The 20,419-nt window shown below is 63.1% G+C and carries 20 protein-coding genes and 4 pseudogenes; 8 read left to right on the forward strand and 16 right to left on the reverse strand.

Features of this window, described 5'->3' with window-relative positions; all coding sequences use genetic code 11:
- Positions 1–469: 469 nt before the first annotated feature.
- The gene (locus tag ASF53_RS26380) at positions 470–856 is read right to left on the reverse strand and encodes a hypothetical protein (RefSeq protein ID WP_200943312.1); all 387 of its coding nucleotides are present in this window, start codon (positions 854–856) and stop codon (positions 470–472) included.
- A gap of 2 nt (positions 857–858) precedes the next feature.
- On the opposite strand from ASF53_RS26380, the pseudogene ASF53_RS25360 reads away from it, so the two are divergent.
- Positions 859–1,182: pseudogene (locus tag ASF53_RS25360) on the forward strand (integrase core domain-containing protein); the annotation flags it as partial.
- Positions 1,183–1,394: 212 nt separating this feature from the next.
- On the opposite strand, the gene ASF53_RS21365 reads toward ASF53_RS25360, so the two are convergent.
- From ASF53_RS21365 to ASF53_RS21380, 6 genes and pseudogenes are all read right to left on the reverse strand, one after another.
- Positions 1,395–2,093 carry a GSU2403 family nucleotidyltransferase fold protein gene (locus ASF53_RS21365; RefSeq protein WP_082482895.1) on the reverse strand — a complete coding sequence of 233 codons (699 nt, stop codon included), beginning with the start codon at positions 2,091–2,093 and terminating at the stop codon, positions 1,395–1,397.
- Positions 2,094–2,369: 276 nt separating this feature from the next.
- The gene (locus ASF53_RS26005; RefSeq protein WP_156635737.1) at positions 2,370–2,729 is read right to left on the reverse strand and encodes a hypothetical protein; all 360 of its coding nucleotides are present in this window, start codon (positions 2,727–2,729) and stop codon (positions 2,370–2,372) included.
- Between the two features lie 120 nt (positions 2,730–2,849).
- Positions 2,850–3,038 (reverse strand): annotated as a pseudogene (locus ASF53_RS25365) (integrase core domain-containing protein); the annotation flags it as partial.
- Positions 2,993–3,160: a hypothetical protein gene (locus tag ASF53_RS26175; protein ID WP_056203472.1), complete on the reverse strand. Its 168-nt coding sequence runs from the start codon at positions 3,158–3,160 to the stop codon at positions 2,993–2,995. The gene ASF53_RS26175 and the pseudogene ASF53_RS25365, both read right to left, overlap by 46 nt.
- A gap of 471 nt (positions 3,161–3,631) precedes the next feature.
- Positions 3,632–4,033, reverse strand: a complete 402-nt coding sequence (locus ASF53_RS21375; protein ID WP_056203902.1) for a type II toxin-antitoxin system VapC family toxin — start codon at positions 4,031–4,033, stop codon at positions 3,632–3,634.
- Complete coding sequence (locus tag ASF53_RS21380; RefSeq protein WP_056203476.1) at positions 4,033–4,278, reverse strand: type II toxin-antitoxin system VapB family antitoxin; 246 nt, start codon at positions 4,276–4,278, stop codon at positions 4,033–4,035. Before ASF53_RS21380 ends, ASF53_RS21375 begins: the two co-directional genes overlap by 1 nt.
- 136 nt (positions 4,279–4,414) lie before the next feature.
- On the opposite strand from ASF53_RS21380, the pseudogene ASF53_RS25370 reads away from it, so the two are divergent.
- Positions 4,415–4,647, forward strand: a pseudogene (locus ASF53_RS25370) (transposase); the annotation flags it as partial.
- Between the two features lie 321 nt (positions 4,648–4,968).
- On the opposite strand, the gene ASF53_RS27045 reads toward ASF53_RS25370, so the two are convergent.
- The 9 genes from ASF53_RS27045 to ASF53_RS21415 form a co-directional block, all read right to left on the reverse strand.
- Positions 4,969–5,469, reverse strand: coding sequence for a Mov34/MPN/PAD-1 family protein (locus ASF53_RS27045; protein WP_082482899.1), 501 nt, complete (start codon positions 5,467–5,469; stop codon positions 4,969–4,971).
- Between the two features lie 2 nt (positions 5,470–5,471).
- Positions 5,472–7,181: a ThiF family adenylyltransferase gene (locus tag ASF53_RS25380; RefSeq protein WP_082482900.1), complete on the reverse strand. Its 1,710-nt coding sequence runs from the start codon at positions 7,179–7,181 to the stop codon at positions 5,472–5,474.
- Positions 7,178–8,206, reverse strand: a complete 1,029-nt coding sequence (locus tag ASF53_RS21385) for a cyclic GMP-AMP synthase DncV-like nucleotidyltransferase (protein WP_056203479.1) — start codon at positions 8,204–8,206, stop codon at positions 7,178–7,180. Before ASF53_RS21385 ends, ASF53_RS25380 begins: the two co-directional genes overlap by 4 nt.
- Complete coding sequence (locus ASF53_RS21390) at positions 8,203–9,336, reverse strand: patatin-like phospholipase family protein (protein ID WP_082482902.1); 1,134 nt, start codon at positions 9,334–9,336, stop codon at positions 8,203–8,205. Before ASF53_RS21390 ends, ASF53_RS21385 begins: the two co-directional genes overlap by 4 nt.
- 78 nt (positions 9,337–9,414) lie before the next feature.
- The gene (locus tag ASF53_RS21395) at positions 9,415–10,131 is read right to left on the reverse strand and encodes an ImmA/IrrE family metallo-endopeptidase (protein ID WP_056203483.1); all 717 of its coding nucleotides are present in this window, start codon (positions 10,129–10,131) and stop codon (positions 9,415–9,417) included.
- 2 nt (positions 10,132–10,133) lie between these two features.
- The gene (locus tag ASF53_RS21400) at positions 10,134–10,448 is read right to left on the reverse strand and encodes a helix-turn-helix domain-containing protein (protein WP_056203486.1); all 315 of its coding nucleotides are present in this window, start codon (positions 10,446–10,448) and stop codon (positions 10,134–10,136) included.
- Positions 10,449–10,655: 207 nt separating this feature from the next.
- On the reverse strand, positions 10,656–11,204 hold the full coding sequence (locus tag ASF53_RS21405; RefSeq protein WP_056203489.1) for a hypothetical protein: 549 nt from the start codon (positions 11,202–11,204) through the stop codon (positions 10,656–10,658).
- A gap of 571 nt (positions 11,205–11,775) precedes the next feature.
- Complete coding sequence (locus ASF53_RS21410; RefSeq protein WP_200943291.1) at positions 11,776–12,345, reverse strand: VOC family protein; 570 nt, start codon at positions 12,343–12,345, stop codon at positions 11,776–11,778.
- 59 nt (positions 12,346–12,404) lie between these two features.
- Positions 12,405–12,932, reverse strand: coding sequence for a type II 3-dehydroquinate dehydratase (locus ASF53_RS21415; RefSeq protein WP_082482904.1), 528 nt, complete (start codon positions 12,930–12,932; stop codon positions 12,405–12,407).
- 143 nt (positions 12,933–13,075) lie between these two features.
- Here ASF53_RS21415 and ASF53_RS26180 point away from each other — a divergent pair, with 143 nt between their 5' ends.
- The 6 genes and pseudogenes from ASF53_RS26180 (at position 13,076) to ASF53_RS21440 (ending at position 20,356) form a co-directional block, all read left to right on the forward strand.
- Positions 13,076–13,243 carry a hypothetical protein gene (locus ASF53_RS26180; protein ID WP_056203495.1) on the forward strand — a complete coding sequence of 56 codons (168 nt, stop codon included), beginning with the start codon at positions 13,076–13,078 and terminating at the stop codon, positions 13,241–13,243.
- Positions 13,201–13,386, forward strand: a pseudogene (locus ASF53_RS25385) (integrase core domain-containing protein); the annotation flags it as partial. The gene ASF53_RS26180 and the pseudogene ASF53_RS25385, both read left to right, overlap by 43 nt.
- 492 nt (positions 13,387–13,878) lie before the next feature.
- Positions 13,879–15,210, forward strand: a complete 1,332-nt coding sequence (locus ASF53_RS21425) for an MFS family transporter (RefSeq protein ID WP_056203497.1) — start codon at positions 13,879–13,881, stop codon at positions 15,208–15,210.
- Positions 15,211–15,358: 148 nt separating this feature from the next.
- Positions 15,359–17,017, forward strand: coding sequence for an acetolactate synthase large subunit (locus tag ASF53_RS21430; RefSeq protein ID WP_056203501.1), 1,659 nt, complete (start codon positions 15,359–15,361; stop codon positions 17,015–17,017).
- A 114-nt stretch (positions 17,018–17,131) separates the two neighbouring features.
- Positions 17,132–18,517, forward strand: a complete 1,386-nt coding sequence (locus tag ASF53_RS21435) for an aldehyde dehydrogenase family protein (protein ID WP_200943293.1) — start codon at positions 17,132–17,134, stop codon at positions 18,515–18,517.
- A gap of 168 nt (positions 18,518–18,685) precedes the next feature.
- A complete protein-coding gene (locus ASF53_RS21440) occupies positions 18,686–20,356 on the forward strand; it encodes a methyl-accepting chemotaxis protein (RefSeq protein WP_056203504.1) in 1,671 nt (556 codons plus the stop codon).
- Positions 20,357–20,419: the final 63 nt, after the last annotated feature.

The raw sequence follows: 20,419 nt of genomic DNA on the forward strand, positions 1-20,419 counted from the left end.
GACACGAGGGGAATGATGGCAATAGGGATGCCAAAGGCAGATGGCGCGTAAAAACGAATGTTTACAATTATTTGGGCAATATTCTCTCTGACTCGATAGGCCGAATTTCGCCGATCCGTGATCCACGCTCGGCGGAATATTGCCGATCGCAGCGGGGCCGTGCCTGTCTGCGGGGCCTGCTTCGACCCAGCAGCTGCACTCAGATTTCATGCAACACGTTGTTGGCCACGCTCAAAGCTGTCCACTTGGCGAACGAACTCGAGACAAATTCCAGGACATCCTCGGCTCGGATCGGAGCGCGGCCGCGCGGTGGCTGTGACGGTGATCGTGATCAAGCGGATCTATCGCGAGCAATGCCAGATCGACGTATTGCTTGAAGAATGCCTATGGCTCTAGCAACTGCTATAAGCTGCATGTCTGCTGCCGTCGTTTCAGTAAAATTCACAGAAATGCTGTGTAACGCCGTTAGCTAGACCGAGGGCTGACAACAAATCAAAGCAATTTTCGTCGGCACCTCGAAACAGGCGCCGATATAGATTGCTGGGTCGAGCCTCATGTTGATCAAGACCGGCAGAAGCTTGCCCTCGGCTTCGGCCTTCCACCGGAAGACCTCGATGTGACGGCCGGGGCAAAGCAAATCGGCGAGCAACGCCGCCCCCTCGGTGCTGGTCGTCTCCCCAGACATGAGGCGGCCCATCAGTACAGCGGCCGCACGGTGCCCGCGCCCATCGCCTCGGCGCGGTGCAGGACGGCGCGGGCGCAGGCGATATCGTCGATCGCCATCCCCATCGGGGTAGATCGTCGTGTGCGGGCCGTACGCGGAAGGCGTGTCCTGCCAGCGGCAGCCGATCTTCAACCGAGGCTCTGGACGCCTTGGTCCGGCTGCGGGGGCGGCCCAAGAGCCTGCGGGTGGACAATGGACCGGAGTTCGCCGGGCGCATGCTCGACTAGTGGGCCTACCTGAACGGAGGCGAGATCGACTTTTCACGACCGGGCAAGCCGACCGACAACGCCTACATCGAAGCGTTCAACGGGCGCCTACGGGCGGAATGCCTGAACGCCTCGTGGTTCCTGTCGCTGGCCGATGCCCGCGAGCGCATCAAGGACTGGAGGTGCCACTACAACGAAGATCGACCCCACACGGCCCTGGGCAGCTTGACGCCCCGAGCCTTCGCCAACCAAGCTGTCACAGCCCGAGAACTTGCACAGGCCGTGGACCACAAACCGGGGCAACTCCACTGGCTCGAAAGCCATACTAAAGGGCGGACCACTCCGCTGGGGGCGGATAAGATGGAGGCTCCTACAGTTACCCGGACCGGGCTCCTGCGAAGGTCTCCTGTTTCCGGACGGTCTATCGGCCCACGCTTCCATGCAGGCGGAGCGACCCGGTGTGGCTACATTCTTGGAGGGGATGCGCTCGGTCTCGAAGTCAACCCGAACTCTGCGGGGTCAACATCGATCTCTTCCAGACCTGCTTCCAGCGTCTCCTGGAGAACGTCGCGGTGCTCCGGCTGCATGTACGAGACGCCAGTCTCAAGTGCTTCGCGCCATGTAGGACCGCGTTCCCAAGCCTCAGTCCAAGCGAGTGCGAGGTCGGCGTGACGGCGTGACACCGCGAGCGCACCCGCCAGGGCTGCGGCCTGATGGAGATCCTTGGAGCTCTTCGCGTAGCCGGCTGCATCGCGCAGCCGGCGGGCTGCCACGATGACCTTGTGAACCGCAAATCGCTCCGGAGCAGGCACCGTCACGGGAACGCCGCTCTTGTGCAGCAGAACCGACTTGACCGGCTCGTGGATCAGGAAGTCGAGGAAGCGCAGAGGCTGGGCAGCGGCACCACCGAGCGCCGGCATGCGCGCAGGAGTGTCGCCATACTCGGCCTTCCCGTAGTTGCGCGTCAGGAACTCGACCTTGTAGCCGGTGTTCGAGGCGAACTGCGTCGAAGCTCGCCCGTCCGCGATGTGGGGTACGTCGCGGAACGTCGGATCGACCTCGTGGAGCAGTTCCAGCACAGGCGGGATGCTGTCGCCGACGGCGGCAGAGATCGAATGGAATTGGGCAAAGTCGGCATCCCCCGTCTGCAGCGAGGAGCGGATCGACGCCGCCCTGTCCCGGGCGGACGCGGCCCTCTACGCCGCCAAGAGAGCCGGCCGCAATCGCGTGTGTCTCGAACGGCCGCTGTCCCCGAAGTAGCCTGAGATGGAAGGCGCGGAATTTGGCTATCGGTGTGAGCGAAAGCGCCCCTCGCGTATGGCAATCGACGACGGTCGGGTCGATCGCGATGTGATCGTTACTCGCAGGGCCGAAACCCGCTGGGGTTCGAGGAACGCGGCGAGTAGGGCACGATCCCGAAGCAATGCGTCCAACAACTGCTATTGCCCGCGCGCCATCCATTTACCTATATGCCTATTCAAACACACCTCAGCAGAGCCCTCGTTATTGCCGCACCAAATAAAATCTGGCACCAACCCGGTCAAAACACTTGCAAAATAGCTCAAGATGACGAAAGCCCAAATGGCAAGAACTGCGCCTCGAAACTCGTCGCTTAGCCCTTCGATAAACACCAAACCGGTAAGAGAGATGGAAAATACGATAACGACGATGTTGACAGGATGTTCCATTGCGAAATACCCAAAGAACGCACTTAGGATCGACAAGACGAGGCTTGTTTTTTGGTATTGGGACGGAAGAACCCCGAGAATACCAAAAATCTGCGACATCCAATCCAGCACTAAGGCAACTCCTGTTCAGTCGGTTAAGCTGTAAGGGTATGGACTGCCCCCGGGGGCGCGACCCTGGTGGGGCGAGGGGGGTTGACCTGACCGGTATTTTGGACCGGGCCAGATGGGAGGCTACTGCATGGTAGTGGCCATGGGTAGCCGGCAGGCCCGATCCGGGAAGATGACAGGCGCGGGCGGCCGGTAGCCCAGCGACGAATGCGGCCGGACACGGTTGTATGTGTTCTGCCATAGGCCGATCACGACCTGTGCTTCTCTCAGCGATTAGAAGATCTCCTGGCGTAGGCACTCGTCGCGCAGCTCTGCTCGGAGATCTCCGCCTCCTTGCACGCCAAAGCCAAACTCTTGCCCTGGGCGGTCTGCACCTCGATCTGGCGCAGCTTCAGCACGACCTGCTCCGCGCTCGTCTTCTGTCCTCGACGCATGTCCGACTCCTTCGGTCCTAGCTGATCCTCGCAATCAGCCCGGTCCAAAGCCAGCCGGTCAGGTCAGTCGGGTGCTGGCCGGCGGAACAGGTGTAGCGGTCGACAGCATCGGCTTCCGACGTGGCATATGCGCCAGTCGGAAGCTCTGCTTCATTTGCTAGATGTAGCGGCCTGCACTGATGATTGCCCGGACGCGCAATAGAAGGGCGGTTTGGGCGCACGATGCGCGAGACGGCCGGGTGCGGCGGGCGCAGGTTGCGTGAGACGGGAACCACGCTCGTTGAGACGGACGCACGCTCGTGATCCGTCGGTGCGGGGAGGGTGCGACGCGCGGGACCTCAAGGCTAGGTGGGCAGGGGCGGGTGTCAGAGCGGCAAGCCGGCGGCCCGCATGTCGTCGGTGAGTTCGCGGGCTCGTGCGGGTTCGAGCCCGCCGCGCAGCATCCGGCGTTCCGGGTGACCCAAGATGCAGCTAGAGCGCGCTCTTGAGGTCGGTGTGGCCGAAGTCCCGGCCCTTGAAGAGGATCGGTTCGCGGTAGGCGCGGGCGCAGGCGTAGGACAGGCAGTCCGCGAGGTTGAGTTGTGCCGGGTGGCCCCGTCCCTTGCCGTATCGTTGGAACGCCTCGACGGCGATGCGGCCGATGCTGTCGCTGATCGATACGACGTTGATTCCGGCCTCGGTCAGGAACTCGTCAAAGTCGGCCTGGACATCGAGCGGATCGCGATCCAGGCGGCTCGCCAGAACCATGCAGGCTTCCAGGCGAACCATCGGCGAGGTCCAGCAGCGCTTCGCCCGCTCAATGCAGTTGGCAAAGATCCCGGCTTCAGGCTCCTTGCAGAAGATCGCCACAAAGGCGGACGTGTCGATGAACATCAGCGCGCCCACATCGCGTCGCGATCCGCTTCGGTGACAAGCTGGGGGTTGGGTCCGGCCTTCGCCAATGCTCGATCCGCGAGGGCTTCAAGCCGCTTGGCGAGGGGGGTTGAGGCCCGCTCGCGTTCTAGTTCATGTTCAAGGGCCTGGATGACGGCCTCAGTGATCCCGGTGTTGCGGCGCTGGGCCAGTTCGCGGGCCAACTCGTGCGCTCGCGGGTTGCGGACATTCAGAGTGGTCGTCATAGTAATTCCCTCTGTGCGGCTGTAATGAAGCGATCGTAAAGACGTGATGCACGGCATGTCAATCGGCATCCGCCGGGCGCGGCGCGCCCGGCGTGTCTGGCGGCTAAACGGGCCTCGATCATGCCGGATCGAGCTTCTGACCCTACACCCGCGTGCCGAGCACGAGGCGTTGGCCGCGGCGCGCAAGCAACACGAGAGCGAGCAGGGCCGACGCCTGTACGAGCAACGGCAGGGCATCGAGGGCACGATCTCGCAGGGCGTGCGCAGCTTCGGCCTGCGCTGAGCCCGCTCGATCGTCTCGCCGCTTGGTTCGGGCACAGACCCCTGGCTTCGGCGCACACCTCACGCTTCAGCGCTCTCGCCGCATAGCCTGGACCTACGCGATGCGCTTCGGTCGCCGGAACGTCTGGAAGGTTGGATATGCCCAGGATACCGCTGTCCGGCAGGCTGAGCTCAACCTCCACGTCCCGCACGAGGAACTCGGCGAGCGTTGGGAGCTTCGGCTGCGTCATCGCTGGCCGGACCCAGTGCAGGCATATGGGATGGAACAGCGGGTTCTTCGTTCCATGCAGGCGTTCCGGACCGAGGGCGAGCGCCTCCGCTGTTCCGAGACGCAAATGCAATCGGCTTGGTTTGCATCTCTCGTGACGTCACCATGAACCGTGCACGTTAATCATGCATCGCGCGTGATCAGGGGTTGGTCTCAGCACTTGCCAACGGCAAGGCAGCTTCGGCCTTCTTGATCTCCCCGGAAAGAGTGTGAATTGATAGCCAAAGGCCAGCGGGAAACTGGGCTCGTCCGACGATACAAAGCAGAAAGCCAGGAAGCTGGTGTCTTGATTCCCGTACGATGCCGGCGATGGTTGCCAAGTCTCTCGGTGACGGCCTCGGCTGCTCCTCAGGATGGGTATGCCAATCTCCGAGGTATGTTAGTCCACGAACGTGAAAAGCATTGATTTCCTGTTGCTCGGAGGCGCGGTCGGGCCAGAAGCCAAAGCGTGTTCGACGGTCCCCTTTCCGTGGTCCCGTTGCTTCTAAGACCGTCCATTTGCCAGAGCGAACGGTACCAAAAAGCTGCCCGCCTGCCTCTCGGTTGTAGAACCGCTTTTGTCGGTAAGCAGTGAAGGTCTGCAGAGCTTTGACGGTGACACGCAAGCGGAGGTTTCCAGCGAGGAAGTTCGCGGCTTCCATTTTCACGTCCACCACGGCCCGACTGCCATCTCTCCTAAGGAAGCGGGCTTACCACGTGCCGCAATCCAATCCTGTGTCCAGGAGCCCTCCGCGTCTTCGAGGGAGGTCGCATCGGCTAACCACGTGCGCCAGCTAGTGTCGACGCACTTACCCCGCAAAAAATCCAAGGCAAGGCGGCTCGTAAGCGTCTCGGCGTGCGCTAATTCGATAGCGCCGAATGGCGAGGTCGATCCTCCGCATTCGGCTGGAGCGGGTTTCTGAGTCTCGGACGCGGCCATGCGGGGGTGACCGGCAGCATCAAAACCTGCTCGGAACGATCCGCCAGGCATGATCAGCACGGCATGGGACGCTAGCGCGTGCGCTTCCATCCATGCGTACACGACGGTAGCGCCGCGGGCCTGCGACGATAGATGATGATCGAGCGCTGCGTTTGCTGCCCAGTCGGCGGTACAGGAGATGACGAGGTCAACATCCTTCAATGCAGTTGCATTGGACGCTAAGATAGCCTGGATGCTCATGTTGTGAGGCGTAGTCGACCCGATGTCAGGATTTTCCTGCGCGATAGCCTGAGCAAGCCCGGTCGCTTTCGCGCATCCAACGTAGTTAGCCCCGAGATGGTGGCGTCGGACATTCTCCCAGCCCAGCGTTTCAGCATCCACAAGGACGAGGTGTCCGATACCTGACTTTGCCAGCAGCCGTGCGACGCCCGACCCCAGGGCCCCACATCCGATAATGGCAACACGAGCCTCCGCGAGCTGTTTGCGCTCAACGTAGGGTAGACGACTATTCGCCGCGTCGAGAGCATCGCACCTGAGACGGGTCAACGTGTACTGACCACATAGTTCGCCAGCTGAGGCCTGACCGCGACCGCAGCCCTGTTCCAGCTCGCGGCGGCTCAGGGGCCTGCCCTTGGCATCAAGACGTCGAGTTAGAAATACAACGACTGCATGCCGGCGGCCGGACGGTGCCGCTCCAGTTAGCACGAGCGGAAAGCTCTTGGGCGTCTGCAGGAGCATCTCCCCGAGAACCGCAAGCCCATTCTCCGACCTCTGCTCGACGAGGCTCCACAACTCGTCGGCCGTCGACGGATAATTTTCGGGATGAGGCAGGCTCATCAGTTCGATTGTCGCGGTCCGCCGCACCTTGGTGAGGTCTGTGCCGTGACGATGCCTCCACCACCGGCGCGCCTCGGAGGCCGCTGCGAACACATAAATCGCATTCTCAGCTCTAAACCAAGCTCCGTGGGAGGTACCCCGATTTCCGGGAAGTAGGACACGAGCTCTTTGGCTAGCGGATGCATCCTGAGCCCAATAGAGGCCGAAATCCTCTTGGAAATCGTCCTCCTCCCTGCCTGCCGCGATATCACGCAGTAGTTGTCGTGCCTCACCCAAAGCGGAGGCTACCGCAGTCACCGGATCTGAAGGCACCGCCGGATTCCGAAGGCAGAGCTTCCCAGCATGTTCGACATGCGGCAGCCGGTCGGTCACGTCGCAAAGGTAGACGCTCGGTCGCGAGAACGGGAACGCTTGGTCGACGACTGTGACGAGTTCTCGTCCAAGCGTTCGAAGTCGCCAGCCGACCGACGCCGGTTTCCCGCGCAGGAGCATGTCGTCCGGCGCGATGCGGCCGATGTACCTAGGTCCCAGGTCTTGGAACCAAGCCTCGACCGCATCGAGCGGTTGGACTGCTACCGGCGAGATGTGGATGGTCACGCGTAACCGTGCCCGCCGGACTTGATGACCGCAGGGCCGCTTGTCTTCCGGTCGAGGTCCTTCTCGTCCTCGGGATCAGGCTGCATCGAGAAGTAGTCGGAGTAGAAGAAATCGTCCCAGGCCTTCATTCCCTCCTCGTGGGTGCAGTCGGGGTCGTCCAACACATCGAGGTGGGCGAGCTTGTCGATCAGCTTCTTCCGGAGGAAGGCAGTCTTGGAATCCCCGGCTTCGACGATCCGCTCGTTTAGGGTCGGGTGATCAACCGCGCTGTTCCAGCCCAAGCGGTCACGGATCGCGCGGAGGACATCCCGCAGCGCCTCGTCGTCCCGACCCTCACGCTCAACGAAATGGTCACTGACTAACCGGGACAGCGCGAAGCCGCTCGCGATCTTGCCCCTCCAGTGCGAGCGACTGCGGGCGAAGGCCTTGACCAATCGCACGACCCTGACGAACTGACCGCGGTCACCATTGGCTGAGGCGTCACCACAGAGGTCTTTGTTGCGCTGCTTGAACCACTTGGTGACGCTTAGGGCGTCGGAGGCCTTCCAGGTTGCGCTCGCGAGCTCGTAAGTCAGGGTAACGGTTCCGGTCCAGGGATCCGTCGTGCGGATACGCCGGTAAACGGGCACGTCCACGTGGTAGCCGGCGCTGTAGTAAACCCGAACGCAGTTCTTGCGCACCTCGGGCTTGTCCTTGAAGAGGTCGTCCTGAAGCGCCTGACAGACCATGTTGCGCGCATCAAGGGCAGACATGTCGCCGCCGCGTGCGCCGATGAGATCCCCCTTCTCGAAGTAGCAGCCGTCATCGATGTCGAAGTCCCCGTCGCCATCCTGGATCATCGTTCGCATGGCGTAGGAGCCCTGGGTCTGTGATCCGAATGGGGCAGGCTTATCGTCCCGCTCCAGGCCTTTGCGCAGCCGCTTTCGGTTGGCCTTCGCCTTTGACAGGATGTCCGCCCTACCGTCGTCGTTCATCCGCACGCGCTCTTTATGGAAGCCGCGGACTTGGTCGTTGGTGTCTCTCATCGTGTGCTCTCCCAGGTTATGCCGCCGGCTGGCATCACCGGAAGGTCCATCATGAGGGACTTGACCATCCGGCCTTCCTCACTGCGGGGGTCGTCGCAGGAGCTTTTGGTGATATCCGCATCTGAGCAGGCCTGTTGAACCAGACGGTCCATGGCGCCCTTTCGAGCATCATCAAGCGCGAGAAACTTCAGCATCTCAGCAGGCACGTCCTTCTTCGGAAAGCGCAAGGTGCGCACGGGCCTACCGAGGTCTGTGAGGGTGTTCGATAGAAGTCGTGCCATGTTGTCGTAGGCGAACTCCTGGGCGGAGATGCTCAGAGGTGCGACGTCAGCCCCGAGCTTCCATTCGAGCATGGAGCGGTGGGCCTTTCGCCCTTCGATGTGCTCACCCTCCGGCCTTGAGCAGGTTCCCAGAGAGAAGATCTCAATCGGCTGATCCCGGTCGGCCACCATCAACGCGTCGACCAGCCCAACCAAAATCGGATTGTTCGCCCAGAGACCACCGTCCGCAAAGACCTGCTTTTGTCCGTGTGTCGCCATCGGGTCGCTGATCGCAGCCAGCGAACGGTAAATCGGCGCGGCGCTTGAGGCGAGGCAGACGTCCACCAACGGATAGAGGTCGTCCCGGACACCGCTCTTGGGCGTTTTCTTGAAGACCCAGGCGCGATGGGTTTTCATCAGCACTGTGGGGATCGATAGTGAGATGTGGCGCCGCTCGTAGACATCGAGCATGGTCACATCACCGAGGACGCCCCCAAGCGCTTCCCGTAACGCTCGGTCGCCGGCCCGGACATAGGACCGCCCTCTCAGAGCACGGTAGATCGCGCTTGCCGTGCCCTTGATCCGATGTGGGAAGATGTCAGGCCCATGCTGCTCGTAGAGCGCCACCACGTCGCTCAGCGGCTTACCCACCGCCAGGGCCGCGGCAACTATAGCGCCCGTGCTCGTGCCGGTGATGAGGTCGAAACCTTTGCCGAGGTCCAGAGCCTCTTCCCCGCGAGAGCGGGCGAAGTACGTGACCAACCGGTCCAGAAAGGCGGCGGTGTAGATGCCCCGCATCCCCCCGCCGTCCAAGCTGAGCACGCGGTAGGGCCGCGACTTCTTCTCGGCCGGTGTCTCTGCGCTCTCCATCGACCCCTCATGCCAATCCGCTAATACGCTGATTAGCATAGTTTTGGCTTGTGCGATGTCAAGTACGTTGAGGCGAGCCTAGCCGAACAGCGTCGGTGCAGGCGGGCGCGCTACGACGTATCCGAGCTTTAGAAGCCGGATCTGCGCGGCGTCTCGGGAAACCGCAAACCGGCTCACTACCTCATCGACCAGGGACCGTGCCAACGGGTCGGCGACGTAGAAGGGCGGCAGGGCGGCGGCGGCATCGATGCGGGGCCGAAGGAGGTCCTTCACGGCTGACCGAGGCATCAGGTAAGCCCCTGAGGCATACCCAGCCTGCCACTCCATCCAGTCCGTCACTGGGGCATCCAGGATCGTGTCCCGCTTGCAAACGATCTTCGCTCTACCGGCCTCGACGAGCAGGTCGCCGGACGAGAAGTGGGCCTGGAAGAGGCCATCATGCAACCTGACGTGGCCGAGTTCATGGGCCAGCGTGGTGCGGTACCGGTTGGCGCGCCGGTCATTCGTAGACAAGGACTCCGTGATCTCTACGACCGGAGGCTTCCCGACCTCGATGCGCGTAACCCCTTCAACGTCTGCTCCATCCGCGGACAGATCCGAGTAGACATCGAGGTAGGCGACGTGCTGCTCGACGAGAAGACAAAGGTCATCGGTGCAGATTGGGTACTCGACCTTCCCGCGATGCTTCAGCAGGAAGGCAGCCGTCAGAGCCTCGCACTCCCGGTCGATCTCCACCGGCTCGTAATGAGGCCTCTTCGAGAAGCGCCTTGTCGCGTCCGGCACCCACTGCACCATGCTCACCTCGTGCTTTTCCGAAAGGCGTTGAAGAATTGAACAACCTCCTCGGGCTTGGCCCCTGCCGCGCGGACGTCATGAGGTAGAGTACCAGCGAGATAGAAGAGGTACTCCGCCTGAACGTTGAGGGCGGACGCGAACTGCTCGATCAGGTGGTCAGAGGTGGGATTTCGGCGGTCACGCTCGATATCGTTCAGGTACTGCGGCGAAATTGGCTTGCCATCTTCCTCCCGCAGGATCTTCGAAGCTAACTCCTTTTGACTAATGCACTTTTCTTTCCTTGTGCGAAGAATGAACGAGCCAAATGTCTCAGGCATGGAGCGCCCCTGGCAAGCTAATACGCGGATTAGCGTAGCACGGTTCCGTTTCGCTGTCCGAGCCGCACGTCGTCTCACCGCCGTTTTGGTTAAGGCCTCTTGCGGCCTTTACGACCGTAGTGGTCGCCCGGAAGGCCGTGTCATCGAAGCGAAGGTACCAGGCCACCTGGACCTGTTCTTTCGAGGACTTCCGGGTGAGGATAGGCCTTATTCTGCCCCGATACGTGCGACTTCGAGCCGGAGGTGCCGCACCTCCTGCTCCTGCGCGGCGTAGTCGATCTGCATGTCACTCATAGCCTCTTCGAAAGCTTCAACCCGGGACGTGGCCGACAGGATCTCCTTGCGCAGAGCCGTCCCCTCCTTGTCCAGGAGGCGCTGGACAACGCGCGAGCAACGGATCGCCTCTCGGTACTGAGTTCGCGTCACCCCAAAAATGGCAGCTTGGTAAGAGCGCCATTGGCGGCCAGGATCGAGCACGTAACGGGGGGCATCTCGGAACGTCACGATCTTTCCAATGCCGGTCTTGACCGTGTGATCGAGCATGTAGCCGAGAGACTCCCCGAACCGGGTGGTCGTCACAGGAAGGTACAGTTCGACCTTGTGACCATCGTGCTTGGGCGAGAATCGAGACCACTTTGCAATCTCGAACTCCTCACCTTCGTGCTCCGCGAGGATCGAGACATATTCGGTTCGATCAGTGTCACGCGCGAGGGCGCGGGTGCTTTTCCAATCTTTCGTGAACGTACTCGGCGACATGAGGACCTCCCTGATGCGAGGCGCTCTGATACGCGGCCCAAAACATCGAGTCAATTTTAAATCGCATAAATCCGATTTCAAATTTTGCCGGTGGGAGGCCAGGTACGAGTGCTCACCTTGTGAGGGTGGTCGCCCGAATGCGCACTTGATGATGCAATTCCTCAACGACCACCTTCCTGTCATCAGGATGATATCGCGTAGGTGGTCACACCTGTCGGTCCTGGAAGCCAGCCCTGCCCCTGACGGAAGTCTATGCCCAACATCAAATGGGCCACTCCCTGTCGGAAGCGGCCCACTTTTAACTTCAAGTTGATTTCAAACGCAACTTTGGCCTTGAAGGCGGAACATTGCGCCAGAGATCAGCTTCCCATAAGCGGACATTCGTCGGTCGTCCGGCTATTTCGGATCGGGGTGGGGAGCGGGCTTTGGAGCTGCGGCCGAAACCGGACGTTCAAGCCGGTAGAGATCGGTCCAATTCGAATGTACCTCAAACAGACTGTCAGTGAGCCTTGGTCTTGCTGCATGCACGCTGGTGGCTCACTGGAAAGATACGGTGGCTCGGCGCGTTCACCTACGACGCCGGAGGCGTCCACCGGCGTAGGTCAGTTTGCTCGCGATAGGGCTGCGGGTGCGGGTAGGTGATGAACTCGATAAGTGGCCCGAACGGCATCTGGGCGTAGCAGAACTGGTTGCCGGGACCCGCTTCCTGCGGCGGCAATGAGTGTGGCCTCGATAGCACAGTGCCGCCCGCCTGGGCAAACCGAACCAGGGCCGCGTCGATGTCGTCCGTGTACAGCGCGATGTGCTGCCAGCCCAGATCGCTCGACCGCGCAGGCCCGTGCTGGTCGTCCGCCTCCACCTGAAAAAGCTCGATGCCCGGCCCATTCGCGAGGTGCATCATACGGATGGCGACGATCCGTGCGCCCGACGCCAGGCCCAGCCGGCTTTCGGCATCGTGCCCTTCCTGCGGATCGGCCCCTAATGGAAGGGTGTCGTAGATCACCCGCGCGCCGATAGCTGCCTCCAAGAAGGCTGTGGCCGCTGCTATGTCCCGCACGACAAGGCCAATATGATCGACGCCGCGAATCCCAGTTCCGAGCGAGGCAGCCTTCGCCACCGCACGCGGCACGATCCAGGCCAAGGCCGCCATCGTGGCCGTGAGCAGAAGACGACGGGAGAATCTTGGCATCGTCATGCCCCCTACGCCTTGTCGAGCAGGTGATGCACCTGCTCCAGGGCAAGTCGATAGCCATTGGTGCCGCAGCCGTTGATCTGGGCGGTCGCGACCTGAGCGGCGTAGTCGGTGTGCCGGTAGGCCTCGCGCTTGAAGGTGTTGGTCAGGTGTACCTCGATGATCGGAAGCTCACAGGCGTGCAGAGCATCCTGCAGGGCTACCGAGGTATGCGCATAGGCAGCCGGATTGATGACGATGGCCGCAGCCTTCTCGCGAGCCTCGTGCACGTGGTCCACGAGGCCGCCTTCGCTGTTCGTCTGGCGGAACTCGATGCCAAGGCCAAGTCTATTGCCCGTCTCGCGGCACAGTCGCTCCACGTCCTGCAGGGAATCACGCCCATAGAGGTCGGGCTGGCGCTTGCCGAGCAGGTCCAGGTTTGGCCCATTCAGGATGTAGACCGGTTTGCCACTCGGTGCAGCAGCTGAGCTTCGGTGAGGAACGGTGAAGCCCGCCAAAGCGAGGATAGGCAGCAAGTGGCGACGCGCCAGTCTCATTGTACGGTCCCTAGTCCTAGTGCGGTGCAACAATGGCTCTGAACGAGAGTCGTTCCGACCTTCAAGCGGGCTCCACTTGACCTGACTGGCTGGCTTTGGACCGGGCTGATTGAGAGGATCAGCCTGGATCAGAGGAGTTGGGGATGAAGCGAGGACAGAGGCCGAGCGCGGACCAGGTCGTGCTGATGCTGCGCCAGATCGAGGTACAGACGGCGCAAGGCAAGAGCATCGCCGTCGCGTGCAAGGAGGCGGATGTCTCGGAGCAAAGCTACGTGACGAGTGCCTACGCCAGGAGATCTTCTACTCGCTGAGAGAAGCACAGGTCGTGATTGGCCTATGGCAGAACACATACAAACGTGTCCGGCCGCATTCGTCGCTGCGCTACCGGCCGCCCGCGCCTGTCAGCTTCCCGGATCTGGCCTACCGGCTACCCATGGCCACTACCATGCAGTAGCCTCGCACCTGGCCCGGTCCAAAATACCGGTCAGGTCACTGCACCTCGATCTGTCGCAGCTTCAGCACCACCTGCTCCGCGCTCGTCTTCTGTCCTCGTCGCATGTCCGACTCCTTCAGTCCCGGCTGATCCTCCCAATCAGCCCGGTCCAAAGCCAGCCGGTCAGGTCAGTCCGGCTCAAGAACAAAACGAAGTTCAGACCTTGTCAGTAAAAGAGGCAAGTCGAGTGTGGCCCCGCAGTCCCGCTCGGCAAGTTTCCGCCGATCCCAGTAGTCAGATCGGCGGAAACTTGCCGAGCGAGGTTAAGGCAATTCCACGCAACTAATTGAAATATTTTGCTCTTTAGCGCCGCGCCGTTCTGGCATCCTTGTTGCCAATACTCTGCGCAGGTCCGTCGATAGTGACCATAAGAGGCTGAAGGCCCGGGTTACACGGAAGGCCAGTCAAGGCCGCGCTTTGGTGTGGCTGAAGTCCAGAGCAGGGAGAACGCCCATGAACACAGCTGTGCCCGTGGCAATCGGGGAGATTCCCGTGCGCGCCGAAGTGTCGGATCGCCAGAAGATCAAGGCCATCGTCGCCGCCTCGTCCGGCAACTTGGTTGAATGGTACGACTTCTACGCCTACGCCTTCACCTCGATCTATTTTGCCTCCGCGTTCTTCCCGTCAAGCAGCCCGACTGGGCAGTTGCTCGCCACCGCTGGCATCTTCGCGGTCGGCTTCTTCATGCGCCCGCTCGGCGGCTGGATCTTCGGGCGGATCGCTGACCGGCGCGGACGCAAGTCCTCGATGGTGTTCTCGGTGCTCCTGATGTGCGCAGGCTCGCTGATGATCGGCCTTTTGCCGACCTACGAGAGCATCGGCGTGCTTGCCCCCGTGCTGCTCCTCGTGGCGCGTCTCGCACAAGGCCTCTCGGTCGGCGGCGAGTACGGCACAGTGGCGACCTACATGAGCGAGATCGCCGGCAAGGGCCGGCGCGGCTTCCTGTCATCGTTCCAGTACGTCACCCTGATCGGCGGCCAGCTGCTCGCCGTGCTCGTGGTGTTCGCCCTCCAGCACATCCTCACCGGCGAGGAGATGCGGGCCTGGGGCTGGCGTATCCCCTTCCTCATCGGCGCCGCCGCCGCCATCGTCGCGATGATGCTGCGCGGCTCGCTAGAGGAATCGGTCTCGACCGAGACGCTACAGCGCGAGGAGGCCGGTTCGCTACGGGCGCTGATGCAGCACAAGCGCGCGGTGTTGATCACGCTTGCCTTCACCATGGGCGGTTCGCTCTACTTCTACACGATGACGACCTACATGCAGAAGTTCCTGGTCAACACGGTCAAATTGGACCTCAAGTCGGTATCGACCGTGATGACCTTGGCGCTGGTCGTGTTTATGGTGCTGCAGCCGCTGTTCGGCCTGCTCTCGGACCGGATCGGTCGACGCAATAACATGATCCTGTTCAGCGGGCTCGCGATGGTCGGCGCCGTGCCGCTGCTCTCGACGCTCTCGGCGGTGAGCAGCCCCTACGCTGCCTTCGGCCTAATCATGGTGGGCCTAATAATCGCGACCTTCTACACCTCGATCAGCGGCGTGGTGAAAGCCGAGCTATTCCCCGCCGAGGTGCGGGCGCTGGGCGTCGGGCTTCCCTACGCCATCGCCAACGCGATGTTCGGCGGCACTGCAGAATACGTGGCGCTTTCGTTCAGGAACTACGGCAACGACAGCCTGTTCTTTTACTACGTTGCGTCCATGGCGGCGGTGGCCTTCGCGGCCTCGCTCTGGATGCCGGACACCCGTAAGTACGGCTACCTCGACGGCAACGGCCAGATAAGCGGCTGAGCCCCTTACGCCCGGCCGCCTGAGCCGGGCGCCTCGCGAAAGCGCCCCCCTCACCCCCCGAACCCACTCGGCAGGCGAAGCACCCGCCCGGCCGGCGGTCGGTCCCTCACGTGACCGATTGAGGCGAAACGACCAACAGGAGGAAATCATGCCCAAAGGATCCGATCTTCTAGTTCGGGCCCTCGAGAACGAAGGCGTCGAGCGCATCTTCGGCATCCCCGGCGAGGAGAACCTCGACATCGTCGAGAGCCTGCGCACCTCGAACATCGAGCTAATCCTGACCCGCCACGAGCAGGCCGCGGCCTTCATGGCCGCTACCTACGGACGCCTGACGGGCAAGCCCGGCGTCTGTCTCGCGACGCTCGGGCCGGGCGCGCTGAATTTCACAACGGGCGCGGCCTACGCGCATCTCGGCGCCATGCCGATGATTATCATCACCGGCCAGAAGGGCATCCTTAAGGCCCGGCAAGCCCGCTTCCAGATCGTCGACGTGATTGCTTCGATGAAGCCGATCACCAAGATGGCCCGACAGATCGTCTCCGCCTCCTCGATCCCGACCATCGTGCGCGACGCCTTCCGCGTCGCTTCCGAGGAACGGCCGGGCCCCGTCCTCCTGGAACTGCCCGAGGACATCGCGGCCGAGGAGGCCGAGGCCTACACCGTGCCGAGCCACCCGATCGACATCCCGGTTGCCCACCCGACCTCGATCGAGCGCGCCGCCCAGATGATCCGGGCGGCCAAACGTCCGCTGATCATGCTCGGCGCCGCTGCGAGCCGCCCACGCTCCACGAGCGACCTCGGCGGCTTCGTGCAGCGCACCGGCATCCCGTTCTTCACCACGCAGATGGGCAAGGGCACAGTCGCCCACGGCACCCGCCTCTACATGGGCACCGCCGCCCTGTCGGAGCGCGACTACGTGCACGAGGCGATCGACGCGGCCGACCTGATCATTGCCATCGGCCACGACACCGTCGAGAAGCCGCCCTTCTTCATGGGACAGTTGGGGCAGAAGGTGCTGCATATCAGCTACACGCCTGCCCATGTCGAAGAGGTGTACTATCCCGACGCCGAGGTAGTGGGCGATCTCGGCCCCACCCTGAAGCTGATCGCCGACCGGCTGGAGGAAGGGCTGCCGAACGCGGGTGCGCTGCTCTATTTGCGCGAGCACATCCTGACGCGCATCGCCGACCGCAACGACGAGGACCGCTTCCCCGTCACGCCCCAGCGTCTCGTGCGCGACGTGCGTAGCGTCATCCCGGGGGACGGCATCGTCTGCCTCGACAATGGGATGTACAAGATCTGGTTCGCGCGGAACTATCGCACCTACGTCGCCAATACGCTGCTGCTCGACAACGCGCTCGCCACGATGGGCGCGGGGCTTCCCTCAGCGATGATGGCCGCAATGCTCCATCCCAACCGCCGCGTCATGGCGGTGTGTGGCGACGGCGGCTTCATGATGAACAGCCAGGAGATGGAGACCGCTGTGCGCCTCGGCCTTAACCTCGTGGTGCTGGTCCTCGACGACTCGGCCTACGGGATGATCCGCTGGAAGCAGGCGGTGGACGAATTTCCGGATTACGGAATGACCTTCAAGAACCCGGACTTCGTGAAATACGCCGAGTCCTACGGCGCCGCCGGCCACCGGGTCGGCGCGGTGGAGGATCTGGTGTCGACCCTAGAGCGGGCCTTCCAGGCCGGCGGCGTCCACCTCGTGGCGGTGCCGATCGACTACTCGGAGAACACCCGCGTCCTCGTCGACGAGCTGCGCACCAAGGTCGAGGATTTGGTGCTCGAACCGGCCGAATGACCCGAACCGGCGCCGCCCCCGCCCCCGCCGGAGCGGCGCCGATCCCATACGCGAACCCGCCCCGAAAACCCGAACCGGCTCCGCGCCCCCAAAGAAGGCCGTGGAGTGAGGAGTATGCCCGTGCTTCAAATTGTCCAGGCTTACGACCGCGCGCCGTTCGCCGAGTTGCCCACCGACGACGCGTCGGCCCTTGAGCGCAAGCTCGTCGCCGCTGAGCGCGCCTTCCGCGACCGCGGGGCGTGGCTGAAGCCGCATGTACGGATCGCCATCCTGCAAGAGGTCGCCCGCCGCATCGCCGAGCTGCGCGACCATTTCAGCCGTCAGATCTCCCGCGAGGGCGGCAAGCCGCTCACCGACGCACGAATCGAGGTGGACCGCGCCGTCGATGGCGTGCGCAACGCGGCGGAAGCCCTGCGCGACCTCTCCGGCCGCGAGATCCCGATGGGGCTCACCCCCGCGAGCGAAGGGCGCTGGGCCTTCACGACGCGCGAGCCGATTGGCGTCGTCGCAGCGATCTCTGCCTTTAACCATCCGCTCAACCTGATCGTCCATCAGGTGGCGCCCGCCATCGCCGTCGGCTGCCCGGTAATCGTCAAGCCGGCGTCCTCTACGCCATTGTCCTGCTTCGACTTCGTGCAGCTCGTCCACGAGGCCGGCCTGCCCGAGCCGTGGTGTCAGACCTTCCTGCCGGCGACGAACGACCTCGCCGAGGCGATGGCGACCGACCCGCGCGTCGCTTTCGTCAGCTTCATCGGCTCGGCCCGCGTCGGATGGCACCTGCACGGCCGCCTCGCGCCGGGCACGCGCTCAGCTTTGGAGCACGGCGGCGTCGCCCCGGCCATCGTCGATCACAGCGCCGACCTCGACGCGATCATCGCGCCGCTGGTGAAGGGCGGCTACTACCACGCCGGTCAGGTCTGCGTATCGACGCAGCGCATCTTCGTCCATGCCGAGATCGAGGCGGCCTTCACCGAGCGCTTCCTGGGCCGGGTCGCGGAACTCCGGACCGGCGACCCACTCCTCCCCGGGACGGAGGTCGGCCCGCTGATCCAGCCGCGCGAGGCCGACCGCGTCCGCGCCTGGATCGACGAGGCGGTGAGTGGCGGCGCGCTTTTGAGCGGGGGCGAGCGCCTCTCCGAGACGACGCTGAGCCCCGCCGTGCTGCGCGCTCCTTCAAGCGAGGCACGGCTCTCGCGCGAGGAGGTGTTCGGCCCGGTCACCTGCCTGTACCCCTACGACAACCTCGACGCCGCCATCGCGACGGCGAACGCGCTGCCCTCCGCCTTCCAAGCGAGCGTATTTGCGCAGGATGTCGGCGTTGCCCTGAGGGCCGCCGAGCGGCTCGACGCATCGGCGGTGATGATCAATGAAGCGACCGCGTTCCGCACCGACTGGATGCCGTTCGCAGGGCGGCGCAACTCGGGCTACGGGATCGGCGGCATCCCTTACACCATGCGCGACATGACCCAGGAGAAGATGATCGTCCTGCGGCGACCCTAAAAGGCGGAGACAATCACCTGAAGTTGCGGCAAATGATTTGAGATCAATTCCGATCGCCGCACCCGATAGCAGTAGCAATGTGGAAGGCTATTTATGCGATTTTAATGACCACCAAATATGGCTTAATATCACGGCCATATATTTTAAATTGACTCCGAAAGCCGCCCGATGACGATAAAGCGCATCCTTACAGCCCTGTTCTCGATTCTGCTGCTCCTGTGTCTAGGCCAGGGCGCCTTGACGCTGATGAAGCTCGACAGCACGGCAGAGCGGACGAACGACCTGCTCGATAACGCCATACCGTCGATGAACGAGGCACACACGATCAACGCGCTCGTTATCCGGACGCGGCTCTGGCAGTTCCGCTACATGACCGCCGAAAGCGAGACTGCGAAGGTCGAGAGCGCGGCGAAGGCGGTGGAATTCAGTCGCGACCGGAATACCAAGCTCGAAGGATACCGGGCGCTGATCACTTCGCCCGAGGAGCAGAAGGTCTACGACGATCTCGTCGTCAAGCTGAGCCGGTCGAGCCTCGACTGGGACCAGTTGCACGGCTTCCCGGCAGAGCGTCGCGACGAGGCGATGGCGTTCTTCCGCGGTCCGATGAACGCGAACTACCTCGCTGTGTCGAGCGCGACACGGGCGCTCGTCGACATCAACGTTGCGGCCAGCAAGGCTGCGGGTCAGCTGATCCGCGCGGAGCAGGCCTCCGCTGTGCAGGCAACGCTCGTCATGCTTTGTGTCTCCACCCTGATCGCGCTAGGTGCCCTGGCCTTCTGCTTCCTCGGCATCTCGCGCCCGATCGAGCGCATGACCAAGGCCATGCTCCGGCTGGCTGGTGGAGAGGCCGGGATCGAGATTCCCAGCGCAGGACGCCGGGACGAGCTCGGCGCGATGGCCGGTGCCGTCCAGGTGTTTCGCGACAATCTCATCCGCACCCGGCAACTGGAGGAGGAGACGGCGCTCGCCCGTGCCTCGGCCGAGGAACAACGCAAGGCCGGGATGCGCCAGATGGCCGACGGCTTTGAGCACGCGATCGGCGCCATCGTCGGTATGGTCTCGGCTGCGGCGAGCGAGTTACAGGCGACGGCCCAGAGCCTGAGCGCCACCGCCAGTCAGACTGCCGACCAATCCGTCAGCGTCGCCGCGGCGGCCGAGGAGGCTTCCACCAACGTTACCACCGTGGCGGCCGCCGCCGAGGAACTCGGTTCCTCCGTCGACGAGATCGGCCGACAGGTCTCGGGTTCGGCCGCGCTCGCGCAGGCGGCCGTGGTCGAAGCAAGCGGAACCGCCAGTCTGGTTCAGGATCTGGCACAGGCGGCGAGCCGCATCGGCGACGTGGTGGCGCTGATCTCGCAGATCGCGGGCCAGACTAACCTGCTCGCCCTCAATGCCACGATCGAGGCGGCACGAGCCGGCGAGGCCGGCCGGGGCTTCGCGGTGGTGGCCGCGGAGGTGAAGGAACTCGCCAACCAGACGGCGCGGGCAACCGAGGAGATCGGGCGGCAGATTGGCCAGATCCAGGGCTCAACGGATCAGGCCGTGCAAGCGATCGACGGCATCGGTGGGCGCATCCGAGAGATCGCGAACGTGGCCGCCTCGATCGCCGCGGCGGTGGAAGAACAGGGGGCGGCGACGCAGGAGATCGTGCGCAACGTTGCCCAGGCGGCGTCCGGCACCGGAGAGGTGACGGCTAACATTGCGGGCGTGGCGAGTGCGGCCGAAGAGACCGGTTCGGCGTCAGCCCAGGTGCTCGCCTCGTCCTCCGAACTGTCGCGCCAATCCGAGCATCTCACGGCGGAAGTCGCACGCTTCCTCGCGACGGTGCGCGCCGCATGATGTGCCGCCTCGGCCCGCGTCGCCGAACGAGTACCGCGCGCACGGCCGGTGTGCACGGCACGC

Source organism: Methylobacterium sp. Leaf123 (genome assembly GCF_001423405.1).
In the GTDB taxonomy this organism is placed as follows: Bacteria; Pseudomonadota; Alphaproteobacteria; order Rhizobiales; family Beijerinckiaceae; genus Methylobacterium.